The following is a 24333-nucleotide window of genomic DNA, read 5'->3' as shown; positions in this document are numbered from 1 at the left end:
CCGGCGCGCGCCCGCCCCCCCCCCCCCCCCCGCCGCGCCCGGCCCCCCGCCCCCCCGGGTGCTCGGCGGGGCCGAGCGCCGGCCCGCCGGCGCCCCCCGCGCGGGGGCGGCGACGCCCGCGCGACCTGCTGCCGCGCCGTCCCCGGACGCGGCGCCGCCGCCGCACGCCGGCGCTCCCGCCCACACCGCCCCACCTGCCCACACCGCCCCGCCGAGCGCCGGCGCGCCGCATGCCGCCCCGCCGAGCGCCGCGCCCGCCCACACCCCCGAGCCGCACGCCCGTCCCGCGAGTGCCGCGCCCACGGGTTCGTCACACGCCGCGCCGCCGCACGCCGGTTCGCCGAGTGCCGCGTGGCCCGCGTCCGCGCCGCAGCCCCCGGCGGCCGACGCGCCGACGCACCGGGAACCCGCCGCCCCGGCGGCGGCGCCCTCCGGCGGCATCGACGCGGTCGAGGTGCGTCGTCGCTGGTCGGAGCTGTTGAGCGTGGTGCGCGGCGCGAGCCGCAGCACCGAGGCGATGCTGACCAACGCCACCGTCGCCGACGTCGACGGCACGACGGTCACCCTCGCCCACACCTCCGCCCCGCTGGCCCGCAGGCTCGCCGAACCGCGCAACGCCGACGCCATCGCCGCCGCGTTCGCGCAGGTCCTGGGCGGCACGTGGCAGGTCCGGTGCGTGCACGGCGAGGCGAGTGCCGTCGCGCCGGCCCGGCCCGCGCCGCAGAAGCCGCAGCGCCCCGCGCCGACCCGGCCGAGCCAGGCGCAGGCCCGCCGCCCGGAGCCGAACCGCTCCGCGCCGGCCGGCCGCCCGCCGGCGGACGACATCCCGCCGCCCCCCGAGCCCCCGGAGCCCGATGAGCCCCTCCCGCCGGAGCCGGTGGACGAGGAGGAGATGCTGGCCGAGGCGGCCCTGCCGGGCGACGCGGACGACCAGCGGCTCGACCCGGAGGCCGTGGTGCTCAAGCTCCTCGCCGACGAGCTGGGCGCTCGCCCGTTGAAGGGCTGATCGACGCGACTACGCTGGCGAACGGCGGCAGACCCCGAAGAGAGGAACCCGCGGTGCAACCCGGTGGGCCCAACATGCAGCAAATCCTCCAGCAGGCGCAGAAGATGCAGCAGCAGTTGGCCGCTGCGCAGCAGGAGCTGGCCGAGGCCGAGGTCACCGGCACCGCCGGCGGCGGTCTGGTGACCGCCGTCGTGTCCGGCGGCGGTGAGCTGAAGAGCCTGAGCATCGACCCGAAGGTGGTCGACCCGGACGACGTCGAGACGCTGTCCGACCTGGTGGTCGCGGCCGTGCGCGACGCCAACCGCGCCGCGCAGGAGCTGGCGGCCCAGAAGATGGGCCCGCTGGCCAGCGGCATGGGCGGGATGGACGACCTGGGCGGCCTCGGGAAGCTGTTCGGCTGATGTACGAGGGGCCCGTCCAGGACTTGATCGACGAGCTCGGCCGGTTGCCGGGCGTCGGTCCGAAGAGCGCGCAGCGCATCGCCTTCCACCTGCTCGCCGCGGACCCGGCCGACATCGGCCGGCTCCAGGACGCGTTGCAGAAGGTGAAGGACGGCGTGGTGTTCTGCGACGTGTGCGGCAACGTCTCGGCCGAGGCGACCTGCCGCATCTGTCGCGACCCGCGCCGCGACCTGAGCCTGATCTGCGTGGTGGAGGAGCCGAAGGACGTGCTGGCGGTCGAGCGGACCCGCGAGTTCAAGGGCCGCTACCACGTCCTGGGCGGCGCGCTCGACCCGCTCTCGGGCGTCGGTCCGGACCAGCTGCGGATCAGGCAGCTGCTCACCCGGATCGGCACCGAGGTGTCGGAGATCATCATCGCCACGGACCCGAACACCGAGGGCGAGGCGACCGCGACCTACCTGGTGCGGATGCTGCGCGACTTCCCGGGCCTCACCGTCACCCGGCTCGCGTCGGGCCTGCCGATGGGCGGCGACCTGGAGTTCGCCGACGAGCTGACCCTCGGCCGGGCCCTGTCCGGCCGGCGCAGCATGTGAGGATCGTCGCGGTCGACGGGCCGTCCGGCTCGGGCAAGTCGACCTACGCGGCGCGCCTGGCCCTGCGGCCGGGCGCGGTCGTGGTGCCCACGGACCACTTCGCCACCTGGACCGACCCGGTGTCGTGGTGGCCGCGCCTGGTCGCCGACGTCCTCGACCCGCTCCGGCACGGCCGCGAGGCCCGCTACCGGCGCATGGACTGGACGGGCGGCTCGCCGAAGCCCGGCGACCTGGTGCGCGTGCCGGTGCCGGAGGTGCTGGTCATCGAGGGCGTCTCGGCGGCCCGCCGCTCGATCGCGCCGCTGCTGGACGAGGCGATCTGGGTCGAGGTGCCCGACCCGGAGGAACGGCTGCGCCGGGCCGTGGCCCGGGACGGCGAGGCGAGCCGCGAGCACCTGCGGCGCTGGCAGGCGTTCGAACGGGGCTGGTTCGCCGTGGACGGCACGAAGGCCCGCGCCGACCGGATCATCACGCCCGACTGACCACGACCCGACCCCGGGCACCGGCGGTCGAGTCGCCGACGTCCGACCACTCGACGCCGAGCACCCGGCGGTCGAGTCGCCGACGCCCCGGCAGCCGACGCCCGAGCACCGACGCCCGAACGCCCGGGTCCCCGGCGCGGCTGGGCGGAAGCCTGCCTCACCGGTCCAGCGATGCCCGGACGACGTCCGCCTCCGGCGACCCGATCGCGGTGAACCACTCCAGCGCGCCCTGCCAGTGCCGCCGCGCGCCCGCGAGGTCCCCGCGGGCGGCCAGCGCGTCACCGGCCAGGTGCGCGGCCCTGGCCTGCACGAACCGCTGCCCCGTGGTCGCGCTCGCCGCCGCGCACCGCAGCGCCAGGTCGAGCGCCTGCGCCACGTCGCCCTGGTCGAGCCGGATCCGCCCCAGCACGGCCAGCACGTCGACTTCGGCGATCCGCAGCCGGTAGCGGACCGCGCTGTCCAGCGCCTGGCTCGCCGAGTACCGCGCCTCGTCCCACCGGCCCGCCGCCCGGTGGGTCAGCGCGAGGCCACGCCGGGCCGCGCAGATGCCCAGCGGGTAGCCGGTCTCCTCGGCGATCCGCAGCGCCTCGGTCGTGTGCTCCACCGCCTCGTCCAGCCTGCCCAGCCCGCACAACGCCTCGCCGAGGGCGTTCTTCGCGTCGCACAGCCCCTTCAGGTTGCCCAGCTCCTGCGCGATCGCCACCGCCCGCCCGGCCTCGTGCTCCGCCTCGGTCCAGCGTCCCCGCATCACGTAGGTCAACGCCAAGCCCTCGTGCGCGATGTGCGCCAACCGCCGCGCGCCGGCCCGCTCGTACAGCTCCCCGCACCTCTCGTAGAGCTGCGCGGCCCGCTGCGGCTGCCCGAGGAACAGGTGCACCTCGGCCAGCGCCCGGTGGCTGTCGGCCTGCGTCATCCACGCGCCCAGCCGGTTGCCGACGTCCAGCGCGCCCTCGAACGACGACACCGCCCGGTCGAGCTGCCCGAGCTGCATGTAGACGCCGCCGAGGTTGAGCTGGGCGATGCCCTCCTGCTGGAGCGCGCCGATGGTCCGGGTGATCACCAGCGCGCGTTCCAGGTGCCCGGCGGCCTGCTCCAGGTCGCCCACGTCGATGCAGACCGCGCCGAGGTTCGCCAGCACGGCGGCCTCCACGGCGGGCGCGGCGCCGGTGCGCTGCTGGATCGGGATCGCCCGGCGGAAGTAGTCGGCGGCCACGCGGTGCTGCCCGATCGCCCAGTACAGGGTGCCCAGCGACGACAGCATCGCCACCTCGCCGAGCGCGTCCTGCGACTCCTGCGCCACCGCCAGCCCGGCCTTCGCGGTCGCCAGCCACTCCACCGGCAGGCCGATCGTGTAGAAGTAGCGCCGCAACGCGTCGGCGAGCTGCCACACGTCCCGGTCCGGCCGGCGGTCGGCGGCGTGCACCACGAGCCCGACCAGGTTGCCGCGCTCGGCGTCCAGCCAGGCCAGCGCCTCCGCCGAGGTGGAGAACAGGCGCGGCGTGACGCCCGCCACGACGTCGGTCCGCGGCAGCCGCAGCAGCGTGCTCTTGAACGCGTCCGTGGCGTTGTCCACCGACCGGATCGACCAGTCCAGCAGCCGCTTCGAGGCCTGCGCGGTCTCCGCCGGGTCGTCCTCGACCTCGCGCCGCTCGGCCGCGTAGTCCCGCAGCAGGTCGTGGAACTGGTAGCGGCCGGGCGCGTGGTTGTCCACGAGGTTCGCCGTGGCCAGCCGGTCGAGCCGGCGGCGCGCGTCCTGCGTGGTCAGCCCGCCCAGCGCGGCCGCGACGTCCGGGGTGATGTCGCCCGGCGCGAGGCTGAGCAGCCGGAACAGCGAGGCCAGCTCCGGCTTCAACGCCGTGTACGACAGGTCGAACGCGGCGTGCACGGCCGCCCGCTCGTCGCCCTCCACGGCCAGCGCCGCGAGCCGGTTGCCGGCCCGCAGCTCCTCCACGTACGACGCGATGGTGATCTCCGGCCGGGACAGGAGGTTCGCCGCCGCGATCCGCAGCGCCAGCGGCAGGTGCGCGCACAGCTCGGCCAGCTCGTCGGCCGCCTCGGACTGCGACGCCACCACGTCCTCGCCGAGCATCCCGGCCAGCAGCGCCCGCGTCTCGGACCGGTCGAGCACGTCCAGCCGCACGTTGGACGCGGCGTGGCTGACCGCCAGGCCGCGGAGGGTGTCGCGGCTGGTCACGAGCACCGCGCACCCCGGCGAGCCGGGCAGCAGCGGCCGGATCTGCTCGGCGTTGGCGGCGTTGTCGAGGACCAGCAGCACCTGCTGCCCGGTGAGCCGCGACCGGAACATCGCCTCCTGTTCGTCCTGGTCCAGCGGCACGGACTCGGGCGGCACGCCCTGCGCCCGCAGGAACCGCGGCAGCACGTCCACCGCGCTCAGCGGCGGCCCCTGGGCGTACCCGCGCAGGTTCACGTAGAGCTGCCCGTCGGGGAAGAACCGCCGCATCTGGTGCGCCGCGTGCACCGCCAACGCGGTCTTGCCCACGCCGGGCGGCCCGGCCAGCGTCACCACCGGCACGCCCTGCGCCGTGCGCAACAACGCCTCGATGAGCTGCACGGCCTGCTCACGGCCCACGAAGTCGCCGATGTCGGCGGGCAGCTGGGAGGGCACCACCCGGTCCCGCCGGCCCGCCGTCGCCGCGCCCTGCCCCGGGTCGAGCGTGGGCGACCCGCCCAGCACCTGCTGGTGCACCCGCCGCAGCTCGTCGCCCGGGTCGATGCCGAGCTGCTCGGCCAGCAGCCCGCTGACCCGCCGGTACGCGCCCAGCGCGTCGGCCTGCCGCCCGGACCGGTACAGCGCGACCATGAGCTGCGCCCACAGCCGCTCCCGCAGCGGGTGCTCGCTGGTCAGCCGGGACAGCTCGGGGATCAGCTCGGCGTGGCGGCCCAGCTCCAGGTCCACCTCGACCCGGCGCTCCTCCACGTGCAGCCGCCGCTCGCCCAGGCGGGGCACCTCGTCGCGGTGCAGCACCTCCGACGGCACGTCCACCATCGCCGGGCCCCGCCACAGGCCGAGCGCGGCGGTGAAGATCGCCGACGCGGACTCCAGCCGGCCCGCGGCCCGCTCCTGCTCGCCCTCCTCGACGAGCTGCTCGAACCGCGTCACGTCGATGGTGCGCTCGTCGACGTCGATCAGGTAGCCGTCGGGCACGGTCCGGATCGGCACCGCCGGGCCCAGCACCTGCCGCAGCCGCATCACGTAGGTCTGCAACGTGCCGCGGGCCCGCGCCGGGGGCTCCGCGCCCCAGATGTGCTCGGCCAGCTCGTCCACCGAGACCCCGGCGCCGGCGCGCATGAGCAGCGACACCAGCAGCGAGCGCTGCCGTCCCGCCCGCACCGGGACCTGCTCGCCGTCGACCAGCACCTGCAACGGGCCGAGGACGCGGAACTCGACCACAGGGCTCACCGGCGACCTCCCTCCGCACGTGTGCAGGTTTCCGTTGTCCGTTGTACAGCGTCGGAGCGCGTTCGCCCGATCTTCCGTGGTCACGTTGGGTCAGCGGCGGTGCGCCGGACGCAGGCGAATGCCGATCCACGTGGCCGGATCGTGACCTCTGTTACGTCGGAAGGGTCGTGGGGACCGGTTATCGTCCGTGACCACACCGTGAGATCCCGGATTTCCACTAGGGGTGTTTGATGGCTCTTTCCCGAACGGCGCGACGCCGATGGACGGCCGCGATCGGCCTGACCGGCGTCGCCGTGCTCGCACTGTCCGCCTGCGCTGAATCACAGCGGGGTGGGGACGACGCGGCCGGCAAGACCGGGGGCACGCTGATCTTCGGCGCGGCGGGCAAGCCGAAGAACTTCGACCCGATCTTCAACGACGACGGTGAGAGCCTCCGCCCGGCCCGGCAGATCTACGACACGCTCATCACCTACAAGCGCGGCACCGCCGACCTGGCGCCCGGCCTCGCGGAGAAGTGGGAGCTGTCCCCGGACGGCAAGACGGTCACGTTCAGCCTCCGCAAGGGCGTGAAGTTCCACGACGGCACGCCGTTCAACGCCGAAGCCGTCTGCTTCAACTTCGACCGCTGGTTCAACATGAAGGGCGCCGCCGCCCAGAGCCAGATGATCTACTACGCGGACATCTTCAAGGGCTTCGCGAAGAACGAGGGCGACGCGTCCGGCGACCCGCTGTACAAGTCGTGCGAGGCCAAGGACGAGAGCACCGCCGTCCTGAACCTGAACGCCTACAGCAGCGCGCTGCCCGCCGCGTTCGGCCTCACCTCGTTCTCGATCTCCAGCCCCGAGGCGCTGAAGAAGTACGACGCGGACGCGGTCACGCAGTCCGGCGAGTCGTTCAGCTACCCGGCGTACGCGACCGACCACCCGACCGGCACCGGCGCGTTCAAGTTCGAGAGCTACGACAAGGCCAACAACACCATCACCCTGGTCCGCAACGAGGACTACTACGGGGAGAAGGCCAAGCTCGACAAGGTGATCTTCAAGATCATCGAGGACGAGAACGCCCGCAAGCAGGAGCTGAAGGCGGGCACGATCGACGCCTACGACTACCCGAGCCCGGCGGACTTCAAGTCCCTGGAGGGCGACGGCTTCGACGTGCTGATCCGCCCCGCGTTCAACATCATGTACCTGGGCATCAACCAGGCGAACACGCCGGCCCTTAAGGACCTGCGGGTGCGCCAGGCCATCGCCTACGCGGTCAACCGCGAGCAGCTCGTCAAGACCAAGCTGCCCGAGGGCGCCGAGGTCGCCACGCAGTACCAGCCCAAGACGGTCGCGGGCTACGCCGACGACGTGACGAAGTACGCCTACGACCCGGCCAAGGCGAAGGACCTGCTCAAGCAGGCCGGCGCGGAGAACCTGACGCTGAAGTTCTACGTGCCGACCGAGGTCAGCCGGCCGTACATGCCGAACCCGGTGGACTACGCCGCGGCGATGGCCGAGGACCTCAAGGCCGTCGGCATCAACGTCGAGACGGTGCCCCGCCCGTGGAACGGCGGCTACAAGGACGACGTGCAGAAGTTCGGCAAGCACGACCTGCACCTGCTCGGCTGGACCGGTGACTACAACGACGCCGGCAACTTCGCGGGCACGTTCTTCGGCCGGTCGAAGCCCGAGTTCGGCTTCGACGACCCGGCCCTGTTCGGCGAGATCGCCGCGGCCGACGCCGTGGTCGACCCGGACCAGCACGCCGACGCGTGGAAGCAGGTCAACCGCAACCTGCTGAGCAAGTACCTGCCCGCCGTGCCGATCTCGCACTCGCCGCCCGGCATCGTGGTGAACAAGAAGATCAAGGGCCTGATCCCGAGCCCGCTGACCGACGAGCGCTTCGACACGGTGACCAAGGACTGACCCGTCCAAGCCCATGAGTGGTGGCGCTCGAACCCCGGGCGCCACCACTCGTGCTGTTCCGAGGATTCCCCCATGCTGCGATTCACCATTCGCCGCCTGTTGCAAGCGATACCCACGCTTTTCGTCCTGTCGGTGCTGGTGTTCGCCTGGTTGCGGTCACTGCCCGGTGGCCCGGCCACGGCGTTGCTCGGCGACAAGGCCACCCCCGAGAAAGTCGCCGCGCTGGAGCAGGTCATGGGGCTCGACCAGCCCGTGTACCTCCAGTACTTCAAGTTCCTCGGTCGGATGCTGACCGGCGACATGGGCAACTCGATCATCTCGGCCGACCCGGTGCTGGAGGAGATCGGCCGCGCGCTGCCCGCCACCATCGAGCTGTCCGTGGTGGCCCTGCTGTTCGCGATCGCGCTCGGCATCCCCCTCGGCTACCTGGCGGCGAGCCACCGGGGCAAGTTCTTCGACAACCTGACCATCGTCGGCACCCTGACCGGCATCGCCGTCCCGGTGTTCTTCCTGGGCATCGTGCTCAAGTACGTGTTCGCGCAGGAGCTGGGGCTGCTGCCGCCGTCCAGTCGCCAGGACGCGGACATCGACGCCACCCGGGTCACCGGGTTCGCCACCCTCGACGGGATGCTCACCGGCGAGTGGGACGCCACCGCGAACGCGCTGTGGCACCTCGTGCTCCCGGCGATCGCGCTGAGCAGCATCCCGCTGGCGGTGATCGTCCGGATCACCCGCGCGTCCGTGCTGGACGTGCTGAACGAGGACTTCATCCGCACCGCCAACGCCAAGGGCCTGCAGGCGACCGTGGTGCGCACCCGGCACGTGCTGCGCAACGCGCTGCTGCCGGTGTCGACCACGATCGGCCTGCAGACCGGGTTGCTGCTCGGCGGCGCGGTGCTGACCGAGAAGGTGTTCGCGTGGGGCGGGCTCGGCTCGCTGCTCAGCGAGGGCATCCAGCGCCGCGACTACCCCCGGCTGCAGGCGCTGATCCTGCTGGCCGCGGCGGTGTACGTGCTGGTGAACCTCCTGGTCGACATCTCCTACGCCATCATCGACCCGAGGGTGCGGACGTCATGACCTCCTTGCTGGACCGCAAGAAGAAGAAGGTCGACGCCCTGGCCGAGTCGGCGGGCACCAGCCTGGCGGCGGACGCCTTCAAGCGGATGGCGCGCAACCCGGTCGCCATCACCGGCGCGGTCATCGTGCTGGCGTTCGTGCTGCTGTCGATCTTCGCGCCGTTCCTGGCGCCCAAGGACCCGTTCGTCCGGTACCCGGAGCTGCTGGAGAACCTGCGGGCCGACTCGATCCCCGGCCCCCAGCCGGGCTTCCTGCTCGGCAGCGACGAGTTCGGCCGCGACTTCTTCAGCCGGCTGCTGGTCGCCTCGCAGCAGTCGCTCATCGTCGGCGTGGTGGCGACGCTGGTCGGCGCCGCGATCGGCATGCTGATCGGCGGCCTCGCGGGCGCGCTCGGCGGCTGGGTGGACACCCTGCTGATGCGGGTGACCGACATCCTGCTGTCCGTGCCGAGCCTGCTGCTGGCGATCTCCATCGCCGCGCTGGCCAGCCGCGGCAGCCAGACCACGGTGATCATCGCGGTGGCCGTGGTCAGCGTGCCGATCTTCGCCCGCCTGCTGCGCGGGTCGATGCTCAGCCAGCGGCACAGCGACCACGTGCTGGCCGCGACGTCCCTGGGCGTGAAGCGGCGGACCATCGTGTTCCGGCACATGCTGCCGAACTCGCTGGGGCCGGTGATCGTGCAGGCCACGCTGACCCTCGCGACCTCGATCATCGAGGCCGCGTCGCTGTCGTTCCTGGGCCTGGGCGACCCCGACCCGAACCGGGCCGAGTGGGGCCTGATGCTGAGCAAGTCGCAGGCGTACATCGACGTGAAGTTCGAGCTGGCCCTGTACCCGGCGCTGGCCATCATCGTCGTCGCGCTGGGCTTCACGCTGCTCGGCGAGTCGCTGCGCGAGGCCCTCGACCCGAAGAACCGGAGGTAGCGGCGGTGGCGCTACTGGAAGTGCGTGACCTCACCGTGGTGTTCGAGCGCAAGGGGGAGAAGCCCTTCACCGCCGTGGACCACGTGAGCTTCGACGTGGAGCCGGGCCAGACCGTCGGCCTGGTCGGCGAGTCGGGGTGCGGCAAGTCCGTGACGTCGCTCGCGATCATGGGGTTGCTGCCCAAGCGCGGCGCGCGGGTGACCGGTTCGGTGCGGTACGAGGGCGCGGACCTGCTGTCGCTGTCGGACCGGGAGATGCGCGACCGGCGCGGCCGCGACCTGGCCATGGTGTTCCAGGACCCGCTGTCCTCGCTGAACCCGGTGATCCCGATCGGCATCCAGGTGACCGAGGTGCTGGAGCGGCACCGGGACATGCCGCGCAAGAAGGCGATGGTGGAGGCGGCGGAGCTGCTGGACAAGGTCGGCATCCCCGACCCGACCCGGCGGTTGTCGGAGTACCCGCACCAGCTCTCCGGCGGCATGCGGCAGCGCGCGCTGATCGCGATCGCGCTGGCCTGCCGGCCGCGGCTGCTGATCGCGGACGAGCCGACCACGGCGCTGGACGTGACCATCCAGGCGCAGATCCTGGCGCTGCTCAAGGAGCTGGTGCGGGACCTGGGCACCGCGCTGGTGATGATCACGCACGACCTGGGCGTGGTCGCGGGCCTGTGCGACGAGGTGAACGTGCTCTACGCCGGGCGCGTGGTGGAGAAGGCGCACCGGCACGAGCTGTTCGCCGCGCCGCGCCACCCGTACACGCACGGCCTGCTGTCGTCGATCCCGCGGCTGGACGCGCCGCGCGGCGAGAAGCTGAACCCCATCCGGGGCTCGGTGTCGGACAACATCCCGTGGTCGCAGGGGTGCGCGTTCGCGCCCCGGTGCCCCAACAAGCTGGACGTGTGCGTCCAGGTGACGCCGGAGCAGGAGGACATCGGCGGCGGCCGGCTGCTGCGCTGCCACAACCCGGTGCGGCCCCCGGTGGTCGAGGAGGTGTCGGTGTGAGCACTGCCGTGACCCCCCAGCCGGGAACGGCGACGGACACGCTCGTCTCGGTCGAGGGCATCAAGGTGCACTTCCCGATCAAGCGCGGCGTGGTCCTCGACCGCACGGTCGGCCACGTCTACGCGGTGGACGGCGTGGACCTGTCGGTGCGCCGCGGCGAGACCTACGGCCTGGTCGGCGAGTCCGGCTGCGGCAAGTCCACCCTCGGGCGGGCGGTGCTGCGGCTGACCGAGCCGACGGCGGGCCGCGTGGTGTTCGACGGCACGGACCTGTCGACGCTGAAGGGCGAGGGCCTGCGCCGGATGCGGCGCCGGATGCAGATGGTGTTCCAGGACCCCATGTCGTCCCTGGACCCGCGGCAGTCGGTGGAGTCGATCCTGGTCGAGGGCCTGCGGGCGCACGGCCTGGACAAGGGCCGCGAGGCGACCGGCAAGCGGCTGCGCGAGCTGCTGGCCGCGGTCGGGCTGCCGTCCACGTCGCTGCGCAAGTACCCGCACGAGTTCTCCGGCGGCCAGCGGCAGCGCATCGGCATCGCGCGGGCGCTGGCGGTCGAGCCGGACCTGATCATCGCCGACGAGCCGGTGTCCGCGCTGGACGTGTCGGTGCAGGCGCAGGTCGTGAACCTGCTGGAGGAGCTGCAGGACGAGTTCGGGCTGACCTACCTGGTGATCGCGCACGACCTCGCCGTGGTGCGGCACATCTCCGACCGGGTCGGCGTCATGTACCTGGGCGGCCTGGTGGAGGAGGCGACCTCGGACGACCTCTACACCGAGCCGCTGCACCCGTACACCCGGGCGCTGCTGTCGGCGATCCCCGTGCCGGACCCGCTGGTCGAGGACCGGCGGGAGCGGATCCTGCTGACCGGCGACCTGCCGTCGCCCGCGAACCCGCCGAAGGGCTGCCGGTTCCACACCCGCTGCCCGTGGCGGCAGGCGACCCGGTGCGACACCGAGCGGCCCGAGCTGCGCGAGGTGCTGCCGGGGCACAAGGTGGCGTGCCACTGGGCGGAGGACATCCGCTCCGGCGCGCTGCGGCCGCACGAGGTGGAGACCGTGCTGGTGGAGGAGGACGGCATCTCGCCGGACGTCCCGCTGGGCGGCCCGGCCTCGGTGACGGAGGCGCTGAACCCGTGAGCCCGGTGTCCGGGGGCGCGCGCCGGCGCCCCCGGACCCGCGGTCAGACGACCTGCGGGTAGAGCACGCGCGGGTCGGCGGACAGCGCGGCCTTCAGCTCCACGACGCCCTGGTCGGCCAGCACCTCGACCCGATCGGCCTCGATGCCGTCCAGGGCGGCGCGGACGACGTCGGCCGGGTCGTTCTTCGGCACGTCGAGGCCCGCCGTCATGTCCGTGTCGGTCGGCCCGAGGTGCAGGCCGGTGACCAGCGTGCCCTGCGCCGCCAGCTCCACCCGGACGCCGTTGGTGAGGCTCCACTGCGCCGCCTTGGCCGCGCTGTAGGCGGTGGCGCGGTCGTAGGACACCCACGACATCGAGGACAGCACGTTCAGGATCGCGCCGCCGCCGTTGGCCGCGAGGACCGGCGCGAACGCGCGGATCACCTCCAGGGTGCCGTAGAAGTGCGTGTCCATCTCCCGCCTGATCTCGGCCGGGTCGCCGGTGACCAGGTTCGCCCCGGTGATGATGCCCGCGTTGTTGACCAGCAGGGTCACGTCGCGCGCGAGGGCCGCGGCGGCGGCCACGGCCGCCGGGTCGGTGATGTCCAGCGGCAGCGCCTCGACGCCCGGCAGGTCCACCGCGCCGGCGTCGCGCGCGGTCGCGTAGACCTTCGCCGCGCCCCGCTCCACCAGCTGGCGGGCGAAGTGCCGGCCCAGGCCGCGGTTGGACCCGGTGACCAGCGCGACCGAGTTGGCGATCTTCATGGGTCTGTCTCCCAGGTGAGTTGGTATTTCCAACTTAGCCGGGACCGGCTCCGGGCGCGTGACCGGGCCATACTGGGGAACGTGACGGAACCCGACGGGTCGACCTGCTCGCTGGCCAGGGCGGTGGACGTGGTCGGCGAGCGCTGGACCCTCCTCGTGCTGCGCGAGGCGTTCGTGGGTGCGACCCGCTTCTCGGAGTTCCGCGCGCGGCTCGGCATCGCGTCCGACGTGCTCGCGGCCAGGCTCGCGAAGCTGGTCGACGCCGGTCTGCTGGCCCGGCAGGGCTACCGGGAGCCGGGCCAGCGCCCGCGCGACGGCTACCGCCTCACCGAGGCGGGCCGGCGGTTGAACCTGGTGCTGTGCGCCCTCCAGCAGTGGGGCGACGAGCACCTGCCGCGCACCGCGACGGGGGTCGCGTACCGGTCGGTCGACGGACGCCCGGTGCGGGTGCGGTTCGTGGACGACGAAGGCGCGGTCGTGCCGGACGACGACGTGCGGTCCGAGCCGGCCTAGCGGTTCCGCGGCCGGTAGAGGGCGCGCAGCGCGGCGAGGCAGAGCACCTGGCCGCCGAGCGCGATCAGGGCGTGCACGAGCCACGCCCCGGCGAGGGTGGGACCGCCCCACGCGCCGCCGAGGCCGGGGTCGGCGGTGAACGGGTGGCCGAGGGCGCCGGCGGTGTCCGGCCAGAGCGGGTAGAGCCGGCCGCGGGCGGCCAGGTACAGGGCGAGCAGCGCGGGCACGGCCGCGACGACGGCCCGGGCGACACCGGGCCGCGGGTGGATCCCGAGACGGGCGAATGGCGTGCTCACGCACCGAACGCTAGGCGCGATCGGGTCGCGGGTCGTCGGTCCGCGGTGCCGACCCCGACGTCATACCGGGGTGGTACGGGCCGGGGGCGCCTCCCCCTGCGGTCGCGCCCCCGGCCCGGGGTCGTCACGCCGGCCAGCGCGGCGAACGGCCCAGCAGCCCGACCAGGCGGTCGGTGATCGGCGCGTCGTCCGGCACGGGGACCGGCAGCGCGAACGCCGCGCCGGGCCCGCGCACGTCCGGCGTGGTCGGGTAGCGGCGGGCCATCCGGAAGGCGGCGGTGGCCAGCTCCGGGTCGAGCGCGCTGTCCACGCCGATCGCGCGGCGCAGGTCCCAGGAGTGCACCAGGCCGTCCACGAAGTGCGCGGCCACCAGGTCGCGGCCCGGCCGGCGGCCGTAGCCGGGGAACTCGGCGTCGCGCTCCAGCACCCCGTCCGCGCGGAACGCCTCGGTGGCCGCGTCGGCCGCCGCCCGGTAGGCGGTGGGCATGTCGTCGCTCGCCGGCTCGGCCACGGCGGTGCGGGTGATCGCCGCGGCGAACGACAGCGTCGTCTCGACCTGGTGGCGCAGCAGCTCGTACACCGTCCACCCGGCGCACGGCGTGGCCAGGTCCAGGTGCGACTCGTCCAGGCCGGCCATCAGCTCCAGGTTCAGGTCGAGCGACTGCCGGTTCAGGTCCAGGAGATCCACGGTTCCTCCGCCCCTCAGGTTGTACGAACGATCGTACAATTAGTTCGGGTCGGGTCAAGGGGGCTAGCGTGGGGGCCGTGAAGGTCGACGGACGGGTGGAGCGCGGCGAGCAGACGCGGCGGCAGATCCTGCGGCGCGCGGCGGAGATCGCCTCGGTCGAGGGCCTGGAGGGCCTGTCGATCGGGCGGCTGGCCACCGAGCTGCGGGTCAGCAAGAGCGGGGTGTTCGCGCACTTCGGCTCGAAGGAGGAGCTGCAACTCGCGACCGTGCGCGCGGCGGCGGCGATCTTCGCGGCCGAGGTCGTCGAGCCCGCGCTGGTCGCGCCGCCGGGGCTGGACCGGCTGGAGCGGCTGCTGGACGGCTGGCTCGCGTACTCGGAGCGGCGCACGTTCCCGGGCGGGTGCTTCTTCTACGCCGTGCAGGCCGAGTTCGACGCCCGGCCCGGTCGGGTGCGCGACTCGATCGCCCGGTACGGCGCCGAGTGGCACGCCTACGTCCGCGACACGATCGCCGCGACCGGGTCGGTCGCCGACCCCGACCAGCTGGCGTTCGAGCTGATCGCGTTCCTGGAGCTGGCCAACGCCCGGTCGGTCCTGCACGACGACCCGCACGCGTACGAGCGGGCCAGGGCGGCGGTCCGGGCCCGGCTGGACCAGGTGGCCGCGGCGCCCCCCGCCCGGCGCTGAGCCGCCCGCGCGGCCCTCCCGACCGTCTCCGGCCCGTCGGCGCCCTCGGCGTTCCGCCGGTGACCACGCGCCGTCCACCACCCGCCACCCGGCCGGGTGCGAATCCGGTCCCGTTCCGGTGGCGGTGGTGATTCCGCCGAATTCCGTGGTAAGTGTTTTCGTCCTTCACGCTTTTGTGCGACTGGTTCCCGTTCCTCGCCCGGGGGTACGGTCGCGGGGCATTCCACATTTCGTGGGAAATGCTTTTCGCGATCATCGGGAGGGTGATCTCCATGCGTGTTCCCCGATCGGCCGCGCACGCGGCGAAACTGCTCTGCGCGATCGGCCTGTGCGCCGCGTCGGCCTCCACGCCCGCGGCCGCGGCGGCCCCGGCGCCCGCCGCGTGGGACTGCAGCGACCACTACATCTGCTTCTACCGGGACAGCGACGGCCGGGGCGACCGGTGCCAGTACTCGCAGAGCAACGCCCGGGCGAACGAGATCTGCTCGTGGGGCCTGGTGAACCCGAAATCGGTGCGGAACCGGTCCAACGACCGGGTGCACTATTACCGGGAGCACAACTACGAGGGCCGGATCGGCAGCACCGTGGCGGGCGACCAGGGAAACCTGGCCGGGAATTACACGATCAGGTCGCTCTGGTTCGACTGATCGCGCGCCGGCAGCGGTCGGCGTGCTCGCGCAGCGCGTCGACCAGGGCCGGCGGACCGTCGAGGAGGGTGAAGTCCACGTCCACGGAGGTGATCATCCACACGAGGTCGCGGGCGTTCTCCGCGCCGACGTGCAGCAGGCAGCTCCGGTCGTCCACGGCCTCGACCACGCCCGTGCCGGGCCAGACCCGGTCGGCCACGGCGGCGGCCGGCTCGTGCAGCGCGACGGTCGCCCGCACCGGCCAGGCCCGTGACGACAGCCGGTGCTCCAGGTAGGCGGCCACGTCGCCGTCGGGCGGCTCGCGCGGCGCGAAGCGCGGGCCGTTCGGCGTGCGCAGCGCGAGCCGGTCGACGCGGAAGCTGCGCCAGTCGTCGCGGTCGGTGTCCCAGGCGACGAGGTACCAGTGCCGGCCGAGGCTGACCAGGCGGTGCGGCTGGGCGGACCGGGTGGTGCGGACGCCGCCGGCGCCGGTGTAGTCGAACCGCAGCGACTCGCACCGCCGGCACGCGTCGGCGATGGCCACGAGCACGTCCGGGTCCACCCGGGGGCCTCCCGCGCCGACCCGGACGGTCGCCGAGTGCAGCGCGCCGACCCGGTGCCGCAGCCGCGCGGGCAGCACCTGCTCCAGCTTGGCCAGCGCCCGCAGCGACGTCTCCTCGATCCCGGCGACCGAGCCGCCCGCCGCCGTGCGCAGCCCGACCGCCACGGCGACCGCCTCGTCGTCCTCCAGCGGCAGCGGCGGCAGCGCGGCCCCGCCGCCGAGCCGGTACCCGGCCGTGCCGCGGGTGGCGTGCACCGGGTAGCCGAGGTCGCGCAGCCGTTCGACGTCCCGGCGGACGGTGCGCGGGGTGACGCCCAGCCGGTCGGCCAGCTCGGCGCCGGACCGGTCGCACCGGGTCTGCAACAGCGACAGCAGCCGGAGCAGCCGCGAGGACGTGTCCACCATGGCGTCGAGCCTGCCCGATCGTTAGGACCGGCACCGTCCCAACGGGTCCCCAGCGTCGCGGCCATGACAGAGCACGACATCCGCCCGTTCCGCGTCGACGTCCCCGAGGAGCTGCTCGACGACCTGAAGGCGCGCCTGGCGAACACCCGCTGGCCGGACGAGCTGCCCGGCGTGGGCTGGAGCCGGGGCGTGCCGGTGGGCTACCTGAAGGACCTCGCCGAGCACTGGCGCACCCGCTACGACTGGCGCGCGCACGAGGCGGAGATCAACCGGCACCCGCAGTTCCTGGCCGACGTCGCCGGCCAGACCGTGCACTTCCTGCACGTGCGCTCGCCCGAGCCGGACGCCCTGCCGCTGGTCCTGCTGCACGGCTGGCCGGGCGGCGTGACGGACTTCCTCGACGTGATCGGCCCCCTGTCCGACCCGCACGCGCACGGCGGCGACCCGTCCCGCGCGTTCCACCTGGTCGTCCCGTCGCTGCCCGGGTTCGGCTTCTCCACCCCGCTGGCCGGACCCGGCATGGGCGCGGCGCGGATGGCGGGCGTGCTGGTGGAGCTGATGGCGGCGCTCGGGTACGAGCGGTACGGCGTGCAGGGCTACGACACCGGGTCGTGGGTCGCCCCCGAGATGGGCCGGCGCGCGCCGGACCGCGTGGTCGGCATCCACCTCAACGCCCTGCTGGCGTTCCCCGTCGGCGAGGAGGGCGAGCTCGACGGCCTCACGGAGGTCGAGCAGCGGCGCTGGGCGGCCATGCGGGACTTCAACGACGGCTACCTCCGGTGCAACGCCAAGCGCCCGCAGACCGTGGCCTACGCGTTGCACGACTCGCCGGTGGGGCAGCTCGCCTGGATCGTGGAGAAGTTCAAGGAGCTGACCGACCCGGAGGACGGCCTGCCCGAGGACAGCGTGAGCCGCGACCGGGTGCTGACCGACGTGTCGCTGTACTGGCTGACCGGCACGGCCGCGTCCGCGGCGCAGGTCTACTACGAGGAGATCTCCGCCAAGGGCTGGGACGAGCGGCCGCCGGCGACCGTGCCGACCGGGGTGCTGGTCTCGGCGCGCGACGTGACGGTCCGGCGGTGGGCCGAGCGCGACCACCGCGTCGTGCGCTGGACCGAGCTGGACCGGGGCGGCCACTTCCTGGCCCTGGAGCGGCCGGACCTGCTGGTCGCGGACGTGCGCGGGTTCTTCGCCGGGCGGTGACCGGGGCCGCCTCGCCGACCGTCCGGCGGCGAGGCGGCCCGTCGGGCACTAGCGGTTGGCGCGGTTGATCGCGGAGACCAGGGCGCGCAGCGAGGCCACCACGGTCGAGCTGTCGATGCCCACGCCCCACAGCACGCGGTCCGACACGGCGCACTCCAGGTACGCCGCCGCACGGGCGTCGTCGCCCGACGACAGCGCGTGCTCGACGTAGTCCAGCACCCGCACGTCGTAGCCGACGGTGGCCAGCGCGTCGACGAACGCGGCGATCGGGCCGTTGCCGCTGCCGGTGATCTCCTGCGTCTCGCCGTCCACCACGACGACGGCCGTGATCCGCTCGTGGCCGCTGCCGTCGCCGGACACCTCCTGCCGCAGCAGCTTCAGCGGCACCGTCCCGTTCAGGTACTCCTCGGCGAAGGCGTCCCACATGTCCTTGGGGCCGATCTCGCCGCCCCGGGTGTCGGTGACCTCCTGGATGACCTTGGAGAACTCGACCTGGAGCCGGCGCGGCAGGTCCAGGTGGTGCTCGGTCTTCATCAGGTACGCCACGCCGCCCTTGCCGGACTGCGAGTTGACCCGGATCACGGCCTCGTAGTTGCGGCCGACGTCCTTGGGGTCGATCGGCAGGTACGGCACGTCCCACTGGTACTCGTCCACGTGCTGCCCGGCGGCCTTGGCGGCGTCCTCCAGGGCCTCGAAGCCCTTCTTGATCGCGTCCTGGTGCGAGCCGGAGAACGCGGTGAACACCAGGTCGCCGCCGTAGGGGTGCCGCTCGGGCACGGGCAGCTGGTTGCAGTACTCGACCGTGCGCCGGATCTCGTCGATGTCGGAGAAGTCGATCTGCGGGTCGACGCCCTGGCTGAACAGGTTCATGCCCAGCGTCACCAGGCACACGTTGCCGGTGCGCTCGCCGTTGCCGAACAGGCAGCCCTCGATCCGGTCCGCGCCCGCCAGGTAGCCCAGCTCGGCCGCGGCCACGCCGGTGCCGCGGTCGTTGTGCGGGTGCAGCGACAGGATGATCGAGTCGCGGCGCGCCAGGTTGCGCGACATCCACTCGATCGAGTCGGCGTACACGTTCGGGGTGGCCATCTCGACGGTCGCCGGCAGGTTGATGATCAGCGGCTTCTCCGGCGTCGGCCGGATGACCGCCGACACGGCGTCGCAGACCTCCAGCGCGTAGGACAGCTCGGTGCCGGTGTAGGACTCGGGGGAGTACTCGTAGCGGAACTCGGTCTCCGGGTAGAGCTTCTCCTGCTCCAGCGCGAACGCGGCGGCGTCGGTGGCGATCTTCTTGATGCCCTCGCGGTCGGACTTGAACACGACCCGCCGCTGCAGGACGGACGTCGAGTTGTAGAAGTGCACGATCGCCTTGGCCGCGCCGCGCAGCGCCTCGAACGTGCGGGTGATCAGCTCGGGGCGGCACTGGGTCAGCACCTGGATGGTCACGTCGGGCGGGATCGCGCCGTCCTCGATGATCTCGCGGACGAAGTCGAAGTCGGTCTGCGAGGCGGCCGGGAAGCCGACCTCGATCTCCTTGTAGCCCATCCGGACCAGCAGGTCGAACATCTTGCGCTTGCGCGCGGGCGACATGGGGTCGATCAGCGCCTGGTTGCCGTCGCGCAGGTCGACGGCGCACCACAGGGGCGCCTGGGTGATCCGCTTGCCGGGCCAGGTGCGGTCCGGCAGGTCGATGGTCTCCACCTGCTCGTGGAAGGGCCGGTAGCGGTGCACGGGCATGGACGTGCCGCGCTGGGGGTTCCACGCGGGTTGGCCGGGCACGGGGCGGGCCGGGGGCCGGATGCGGCTCGTGCCGGAGGTGTACGCGTCGTGACTGGTGCTCATGATCGGGAGTGCTCCTGCTGCTGCCGGGGATCGGACGACCGGCGGCAACGCTCGATCCCGCGACGGGGGGCCGGTCTGATCAGACCCCGTCACGGCGGCGAAGCAGGAGGGCACGTGCCACGTCGGACAGGTTAACCACATTCCGCGCCGAGGTGGAACCGACCGCCCAGATGGTGGAACTTCACCCGCTCGAGTTTCACTCGATCGTGGGGCGGGCACCTTCTTGACATGTCCAGATGGCGAACCTCAACGCGCAGCGGGAACTACACCGCTGCCCGGGTGATCCGCGGTGTCGGTGCCGCTTTCGCGGCCATCGAGGTGCTGTACATCCTCATGATCCTGATCGGGGTGAACGCCGGCAACGCGTTCTTCCGCTTCATCCAGCAGCTCGCCGAGCCGCTGGCGCTGTTCTTCCCGGGGCTGTTCAAGACGGGCAACTACAACGTCGACGTGCTCCTGAACTACGGCCTCGCGGCGGTGTTCTGGCTCGTCGTCGCCGGTCTGCTGGCCCGTGTCGTGGCCCGCTGACCCCCCTTCGGTTCCCCGTCGCGACCTCCTCCTCCCGCGGCGGGGAACCGGCGCGCTCAGCCCTCGCCGGGGTCGTCCGCGAAGGCGGGCCGCCCCCACCGGCCGGTGAACACCGTCTCGCTCAGCGGTTTGCGCGTCCGCGGCCGCCGTTCCCGAGCCCGCAGCTCCTCGGGCAGGTCCGCGTCGTCGCCGAGCACGCCGACCGCGATCACCACGACCGGCCGCACGTGGTCGGGCAGCCCGAACGCGACGCGCACGGCGTCCGGGTCGAAGCCGCCCATCTGGTGCGTGACCAGCCCCAGGTCCACGGCCTGCAGCACCAGGTTCTGCACCGCGAGGCCCAGCCCGAACTCGGTGTTCGGCACCGGGCCGCGCTCGTCGGCCTCGGCGACCGCGCCCACCAGCAGCACGGACGCCCGCCCGGCCCAGGACCGGTTGCCGGGCCGCAGCGCGGCGAAGATCCGCTCGAACGTGTCGTCGCCGCGGTGGCCGACCAGGAAGCGGGCGGGTTGGGTGTTGCCGTGCGAGGCCGCCCAGCGGGCCGCCTCCAGCAGCACGCGCACGGTGTCCGGGGAGACCTCGGCCGTGCCGTCGAACGCACGGGGGCTCCAGCGTCGCATGATCAGGTCGTGGGGTTCCATCAGATCGCATACTGCCAAGCCGTGATGGCGTACGCCCCGAACCACGCGCTGAACACCGAAACCCCGGCCAGCACCGCCACCGCGGTGCCCGTCCGCCGCCGGGCCAGCGCCAGCGCGACGGGCAGGAGCAGCGTGAACGCGGGCAGCAGCAGCCGCGCCTTGGAGTTCATCAGCCCGTTCGAGCCGAGGTCCATGGCGAGCACGCCCACGCCGTACACGACCAGCGGCCACTCCGGCCCCCGCCGCAGGCTCAGCACCACCAGCGCGAGCGCCACGACCAGCAGCCACACCGTGGCCAGCTCCAGCACCGACCGGGGCTCGCCCAGGATGAGCAGCGCGAACTTCCAGGTCGCGGCACCGCCGTCGAACCGGGAGTCCCACCCGATCCGCTGCACGGCGAACCAGCCGTCCCACCGCCCGGTGCGCAGCGCCACGTACGCCAGGTAGCCGAGCAGCCCGAGCGGCGCGACGAGCCCGCCGACCCACGCCCGCCAGTCGTCCCGCCGCCGCCACACCGCCGCGGCCGCCGCCGCGCACACCGCCAGGACCAGCGCCGCGGCCGTCGGCCGCACGAGGCCCGCCGCCGCGCAGCACACCCCGGCGAGCAGCCACCGCCGCTCCACCACGCCGACCAGCGACCACGCGGCCAGCGCGCAGAATGTCGCCTCGGAGTACGTCATCGACAGCACCACGGCCATCGGCGACGCCGCGAACAGCACGACCAGCGCCAACCCGGCCCGGCGCGACCCGCCGGACACCCGCTCCCCGAGCCGGGCCAGCCCGTAGGCGCACACGACGCCGCTGACCAGGCTCACCGCGAACGCCGCCCCGACCGTCGGCACGCCGGGCAGCCCGTCGACCCACCGCACCAGGGCCGGGTAGCCGGGGAAGAACGCGAGCGGCGTCTCGTCCGTCCGCCGCCCGAACGCGTCCACCAGCCACGTCGGCACGTCGTCGTAGCCGCCCTCGGCGATGCCCAGGAACCACTGCCCGTCCCACGAGGTGAGCGCCCGGGTGACGTCCTTGTCCCACCGCGCCGCCATCAGCCGGAGCGCGATCAGGCCCAGCTCGCGCACGGCCAGGTAGAGCAGGGCGGGCGCGAGCACCGCGGTCGCCCGGTGTCTGGCCGCGCGTGCCAGCCGCCCGCGCGCGCCGGGCGCGTCGTACGGGTCCACGCGAACCGCCTCCAGGGTCGACACGGGTCGAGGGTAGTGGGCGTCACGGCGACCGCTGTCCACTCCTTGGGCCAGGTAGTCTCCCCGGTGAGCTGGGCTTGAAGCACCTGGGAGGAGTGGGTCTGTGGCGCTCGTCGTCCAGAAGTACGGCGGTTCCTCGGTCGGGAGCGCCGAGCGGATCAAACGGGTGGCCGAGCGCATCGTCGCGACCCGCAAAGCGGGCAACGACGTCGTCGTGGCCGTCTCGGCCATGGGCGACACGACCGACGAGCTGCTCGACCTCGCGCGCCAGGTGTCCCCGGTGCCGCCCGCCCGCGAGATGGACATGCTGCTCACCTCCGGCGAGCGGATCTCCATGTCGCTGCTGGCGATGGCGATCAGCTCGCTGGGCGCCGAGGCGCGGTCCTACACCGGCTCGCAGGCCGGGGTGATCACCACGTCCGTGCACGGCAAGGCGCGCATCATCGACGTGACGCCGAGCCGCATCCAGGACGCGCTGGCGGAGGGCGCGATCGCGATCGTCGCGGGCTTCCAGGGCGTGAGCCAGGACAGCAAGGAGATCACCACGCTCGGCCGCGGCGGCACCGACACCACCGCGGTGGCGTTGGCGGCCGCGCTGAAGGCCGACGTCTGCGAGATCTACACCGACGTGGACGGCGTGTTCACCGCCGACCCGCGCATCGTGCCGAACGCCAAGCGGCTGGAGACCATCACCTACGAGGAGATGCTCGAGATGGCGGCGAGCGGGGCCAAGGTGCTCATGCTGCGCTGCGTCGAGTACGCCCGCCGCTACGGCGTCCCCGTGCACGTCCGATCTTCGTTCAGCAACAAGCCCGGGACCATCGTGTCCGGGTCAGTGGAGGACCTTCCCGTGGAACAGGCGATGATCACCGGCGTCGCGCACGACCGGTCCGAGGCCAAGGTGACCGTGACCGCGGTGCCCGACCTGCCCGGCATGGCGGCGCGGATCTTCCGCGTCGTGGCGGAGGCGGAGCTGGACATCGACATGGTCGTGCAGAACGTCTCGCAGGCCGTGTCCGGCCGCACCGACGTGACGTTCACCCTGCCGAAGGACGACGGGCCGCGCGCGGTCGCCGCGTTGGAGAAGGCGCGCGAGGAGATCGGCTTCGACCAGGTGCTCTACGACGAGCACGTGGGCAAGGTGTCGTTGGTCGGCGCGGGCATGCGCTCGCACCCCGGCGTGACCGCCCAGTTCTGCGAGGCGCTGGCCGCGGCCGGCGTCAACATCGAGATCATCTCCACCTCGGAGATCCGGATCTCGGTCATCTGCCGCGACACGCAGCTCGACGACGCCGTGCGGGCCCTGCACGACGCGTTCGAGCTGGGCGGCGACGAGGAGGCAGTGGTGTACGCGGGGAGTGGACGATGAGCGCGACCTCGGGTGCGGGTGTGCCGCGCAAGCCCCGCCTCGCGCTGGTGGGCGCGACCGGCGCCGTCGGCACCGTCATGATCGACATCATCAACGGCCGCGAGTCCGTGCCGTGGGGCGAGATCCGGCTGATCGCGTCGCCGCGCTCGGCGGGCAAGAAGATCACCGTGCGCGGTGAGGAGCTGACCGTCGTCGCGCTGTCGCCCGAGGCGTTCGACGGCGTGGACGTCGCCATGTTCGACGTGCCGGACGAGGTGTCGGCCGAGTGGGCCCCGGTGGCCGCCGCCCGCGGCGCGGTCGCGGTGGACAACTCGGGCGCGTTCCGGATGGACCCCGAGGTGCCGCTGGTGGTGCCCGAGGTGAACGCCGACCGGATCGGCGAGCGCCCGAAGGGGATCATCGCGAACCCGAACTGCACGACGTTGTCGATGATGGCCGCGCTGGGCGCCCTGCACCGGGAGTTCGAGCTGCGCGAGCTGGTCGTCGCGTCCTACCAGGCGGCGTCGGGCGGCGGGCAGGCGGCGATCGACCGCCTGTACGCGGAGACCGAGGCGTTGGCGGGCAAGCCGGTCGGGGTGCGCGCGGGCGACGTGCGCGAGGCGCTGGAGGCCGCCGGGCTGCCGGTGTCGGACTCGCCGTTCCCCGCGCCGCTGGCGTTCAACGTGGTGCCGTGGGCCGGGTCGCTCAAGGACGAGGGGTGGACCAGCGAGGAGCTGAAGGTCCGCAACGAGTCCCGCAAGATCCTCGGCATCCCGGACCTGAAGGTCTCGGCGACGTGCGTGCGCGTGCCCGTGGTGACGACGCACTCGCTGGCGGTGCACGCGACGTTCGCCCGCGAGGTGACCGTCGAGCAGGCGCACAAGATCTTCGGCGCGCAGCCGTCGATCGTGCTGGTGGACGACCCGTCGGCGAAGGAGTTCCCGACGCCCGCGGACGTCGTGGGCGGCGACCCGACCTACGTCGGCCGGGTGCGGCAGGCGCTGGACTTCCCGAACACGCTGGACTTCTTCGTGTGCGGGGACAACCTGCGCAAGGGTGCGGCGCTGAACACCTACGAGATCGCCGAGGAGCTGGCCGGCCGCCTGTAGG

The 24333-nt window shown here is 73.2% G+C and carries 24 protein-coding genes; 16 read left to right on the top strand and 8 right to left on the bottom strand.

Annotation, left to right across the window (positions count from 1 at the left end; all coding sequences use genetic code 11):
• Nucleotides 1–454: 454 nt before the first annotated feature.
• The 4 genes from ACFXGA_RS00705 to ACFXGA_RS00690 all read left to right on the top strand — a co-directional run bounded on the left by ACFXGA_RS00705 (nt 455) and on the right by ACFXGA_RS00690 (nt 2482).
• Nucleotides 455–1006, top strand: coding sequence for a hypothetical protein (locus tag ACFXGA_RS00705; RefSeq protein WP_378082959.1), 552 nt, complete (start codon nt 455–457; stop codon nt 1004–1006).
• 74 nt (nt 1007–1080) lie between these two features.
• The gene (locus tag ACFXGA_RS00700; RefSeq protein ID WP_378082958.1) at nt 1081–1407 is read left to right on the top strand and encodes a YbaB/EbfC family nucleoid-associated protein; all 327 of its coding nucleotides are present in this window, start codon (nt 1081–1083) and stop codon (nt 1405–1407) included.
• Nucleotides 1407–2000 carry a recombination mediator RecR gene (recR, locus tag ACFXGA_RS00695; protein WP_378082957.1) on the top strand — a complete coding sequence of 198 codons (594 nt, stop codon included), beginning with the start codon at nt 1407–1409 and terminating at the stop codon, nt 1998–2000. Before ACFXGA_RS00700 ends, recR begins: the two co-directional genes overlap by 1 nt.
• The gene (locus ACFXGA_RS00690; RefSeq protein ID WP_378082956.1) at nt 1997–2482 is read left to right on the top strand and encodes a uridine kinase; all 486 of its coding nucleotides are present in this window, start codon (nt 1997–1999) and stop codon (nt 2480–2482) included. The genes recR and ACFXGA_RS00690 overlap by 4 nt, the downstream gene beginning before the upstream one ends.
• A gap of 157 nt (nt 2483–2639) precedes the next feature.
• Here ACFXGA_RS00690 and ACFXGA_RS00685 read toward each other — a convergent pair whose 3' ends face one another.
• Nucleotides 2640–5903 carry a BTAD domain-containing putative transcriptional regulator gene (locus ACFXGA_RS00685; RefSeq protein ID WP_378082952.1) on the bottom strand — a complete coding sequence of 1088 codons (3264 nt, stop codon included), beginning with the start codon at nt 5901–5903 and terminating at the stop codon, nt 2640–2642.
• A 230-nt stretch (nt 5904–6133) separates the two neighbouring features.
• On the opposite strand from ACFXGA_RS00685, the gene ACFXGA_RS00680 reads away from it, so the two are divergent.
• The 5 genes from ACFXGA_RS00680 to ACFXGA_RS00660 all read left to right on the top strand — a co-directional run bounded on the left by ACFXGA_RS00680 (nt 6134) and on the right by ACFXGA_RS00660 (nt 11947).
• Complete coding sequence (locus ACFXGA_RS00680; RefSeq protein ID WP_378082950.1) at nt 6134–7813, top strand: ABC transporter substrate-binding protein; 1680 nt, start codon at nt 6134–6136, stop codon at nt 7811–7813.
• Nucleotides 7814–7885: 72 nt separating this feature from the next.
• Nucleotides 7886–8890 carry an ABC transporter permease gene (locus ACFXGA_RS00675; protein WP_378082949.1) on the top strand — a complete coding sequence of 335 codons (1005 nt, stop codon included), beginning with the start codon at nt 7886–7888 and terminating at the stop codon, nt 8888–8890.
• The gene (locus tag ACFXGA_RS00670) at nt 8887–9813 is read left to right on the top strand and encodes an ABC transporter permease (protein ID WP_378082948.1); all 927 of its coding nucleotides are present in this window, start codon (nt 8887–8889) and stop codon (nt 9811–9813) included. The genes ACFXGA_RS00675 and ACFXGA_RS00670 overlap by 4 nt, the downstream gene beginning before the upstream one ends.
• A 5-nt stretch (nt 9814–9818) precedes the next feature.
• Nucleotides 9819–10814 carry an ABC transporter ATP-binding protein gene (locus ACFXGA_RS00665; RefSeq protein ID WP_378082947.1) on the top strand — a complete coding sequence of 332 codons (996 nt, stop codon included), beginning with the start codon at nt 9819–9821 and terminating at the stop codon, nt 10812–10814.
• Nucleotides 10811–11947, top strand: coding sequence for an ABC transporter ATP-binding protein (locus ACFXGA_RS00660; protein WP_378082945.1), 1137 nt, complete (start codon nt 10811–10813; stop codon nt 11945–11947). The genes ACFXGA_RS00665 and ACFXGA_RS00660 overlap by 4 nt, the downstream gene beginning before the upstream one ends.
• A gap of 43 nt (nt 11948–11990) precedes the next feature.
• On the opposite strand, the gene ACFXGA_RS00655 is transcribed toward ACFXGA_RS00660, so the two are convergent.
• Nucleotides 11991–12692: an SDR family oxidoreductase gene (locus ACFXGA_RS00655; protein ID WP_378082944.1), complete on the bottom strand. Its 702-nt coding sequence runs from the start codon at nt 12690–12692 to the stop codon at nt 11991–11993.
• Between the two features lie 81 nt (nt 12693–12773).
• Here ACFXGA_RS00655 and ACFXGA_RS00650 point away from each other — a divergent pair, with 81 nt between their 5' ends.
• Complete coding sequence (locus ACFXGA_RS00650) at nt 12774–13205, top strand: winged helix-turn-helix transcriptional regulator (protein ID WP_378082942.1); 432 nt, start codon at nt 12774–12776, stop codon at nt 13203–13205.
• Here the strand turns inward: ACFXGA_RS00650 and ACFXGA_RS00645 are convergent.
• Together ACFXGA_RS00645 and ACFXGA_RS00640 are read right to left on the bottom strand one after the other, a co-directional pair.
• A complete protein-coding gene (locus tag ACFXGA_RS00645) occupies nt 13202–13501 on the bottom strand; it encodes a hypothetical protein (RefSeq protein ID WP_378082941.1) in 300 nt (99 codons plus the stop codon). The genes ACFXGA_RS00650 and ACFXGA_RS00645 overlap by 4 nt on opposite strands.
• Before the next feature lie 124 nt (nt 13502–13625).
• A complete protein-coding gene (locus ACFXGA_RS00640) occupies nt 13626–14189 on the bottom strand; it encodes a TIGR03086 family metal-binding protein (protein ID WP_378082939.1) in 564 nt (187 codons plus the stop codon).
• Between the two features lie 68 nt (nt 14190–14257).
• On the opposite strand from ACFXGA_RS00640, the gene ACFXGA_RS00635 reads away from it, so the two are divergent.
• Together ACFXGA_RS00635 and ACFXGA_RS00630 are read left to right on the top strand one after the other, a co-directional pair.
• Nucleotides 14258–14875: a TetR/AcrR family transcriptional regulator gene (locus ACFXGA_RS00635; protein ID WP_378082937.1), complete on the top strand. Its 618-nt coding sequence runs from the start codon at nt 14258–14260 to the stop codon at nt 14873–14875.
• Nucleotides 14876–15147: 272 nt separating this feature from the next.
• Nucleotides 15148–15522: a peptidase inhibitor family I36 protein gene (locus ACFXGA_RS00630; protein ID WP_378082935.1), complete on the top strand. Its 375-nt coding sequence runs from the start codon at nt 15148–15150 to the stop codon at nt 15520–15522.
• On the opposite strand, the gene ACFXGA_RS00625 is transcribed toward ACFXGA_RS00630, so the two are convergent.
• Nucleotides 15500–16468 carry a helix-turn-helix transcriptional regulator gene (locus ACFXGA_RS00625; protein ID WP_378082933.1) on the bottom strand — a complete coding sequence of 323 codons (969 nt, stop codon included), beginning with the start codon at nt 16466–16468 and terminating at the stop codon, nt 15500–15502. The two genes, ACFXGA_RS00630 and ACFXGA_RS00625, sit on opposite strands and share 23 nt — an antisense overlap.
• A gap of 63 nt (nt 16469–16531) precedes the next feature.
• Here ACFXGA_RS00625 and ACFXGA_RS00620 point away from each other — a divergent pair, with 63 nt between their 5' ends.
• Entirely contained in the window at nt 16532–17671 is a 1140-nt protein-coding gene (locus ACFXGA_RS00620; RefSeq protein ID WP_378082932.1) for an epoxide hydrolase family protein, read from the top strand.
• A gap of 48 nt (nt 17672–17719) precedes the next feature.
• Here the strand turns inward: ACFXGA_RS00620 and leuA are convergent, their stop codons facing one another.
• The gene (gene leuA, locus ACFXGA_RS00615; protein WP_378082931.1) at nt 17720–19510 is read right to left on the bottom strand and encodes a 2-isopropylmalate synthase; all 1791 of its coding nucleotides are present in this window, start codon (nt 19508–19510) and stop codon (nt 17720–17722) included.
• A 228-nt stretch (nt 19511–19738) separates the two neighbouring features.
• On the opposite strand from leuA, the gene ACFXGA_RS00610 reads away from it, so the two are divergent.
• Nucleotides 19739–20038, top strand: a complete 300-nt coding sequence (locus tag ACFXGA_RS00610; protein ID WP_378082929.1) for a hypothetical protein — start codon at nt 19739–19741, stop codon at nt 20036–20038.
• 56 nt (nt 20039–20094) lie between these two features.
• Here the strand turns inward: ACFXGA_RS00610 and ACFXGA_RS00605 are convergent, their stop codons facing one another.
• Nucleotides 20095–20679 carry a nitroreductase family protein gene (locus ACFXGA_RS00605; RefSeq protein ID WP_378082926.1) on the bottom strand — a complete coding sequence of 195 codons (585 nt, stop codon included), beginning with the start codon at nt 20677–20679 and terminating at the stop codon, nt 20095–20097.
• Nucleotides 20679–21878, bottom strand: coding sequence for a hypothetical protein (locus ACFXGA_RS00600; protein WP_378082924.1), 1200 nt, complete (start codon nt 21876–21878; stop codon nt 20679–20681). Before ACFXGA_RS00600 ends, ACFXGA_RS00605 begins: the two co-directional genes overlap by 1 nt.
• Nucleotides 21879–21978: 100 nt before the next feature.
• Here ACFXGA_RS00600 and ACFXGA_RS00595 point away from each other — a divergent pair, with 100 nt between their 5' ends.
• Nucleotides 21979–23244 (top strand): aspartate kinase, encoded by a 1266-nt coding sequence (locus ACFXGA_RS00595; protein ID WP_378082923.1) that lies wholly within the window; start codon nt 21979–21981, stop codon nt 23242–23244.
• Complete coding sequence (locus tag ACFXGA_RS00590; RefSeq protein ID WP_378082921.1) at nt 23241–24332, top strand: aspartate-semialdehyde dehydrogenase; 1092 nt, start codon at nt 23241–23243, stop codon at nt 24330–24332. Before ACFXGA_RS00595 ends, ACFXGA_RS00590 begins: the two co-directional genes overlap by 4 nt.
• Nucleotide 24333: the final 1 nt, after the last annotated feature.

Source organism: Actinosynnema sp. NPDC059335, assembly GCF_042752395.1.
GTDB lineage: Bacteria > Actinomycetota > Actinomycetes > Mycobacteriales > Pseudonocardiaceae > Actinosynnema.
This window is presented reverse-complemented; position numbering and strand designations above follow the sequence as displayed.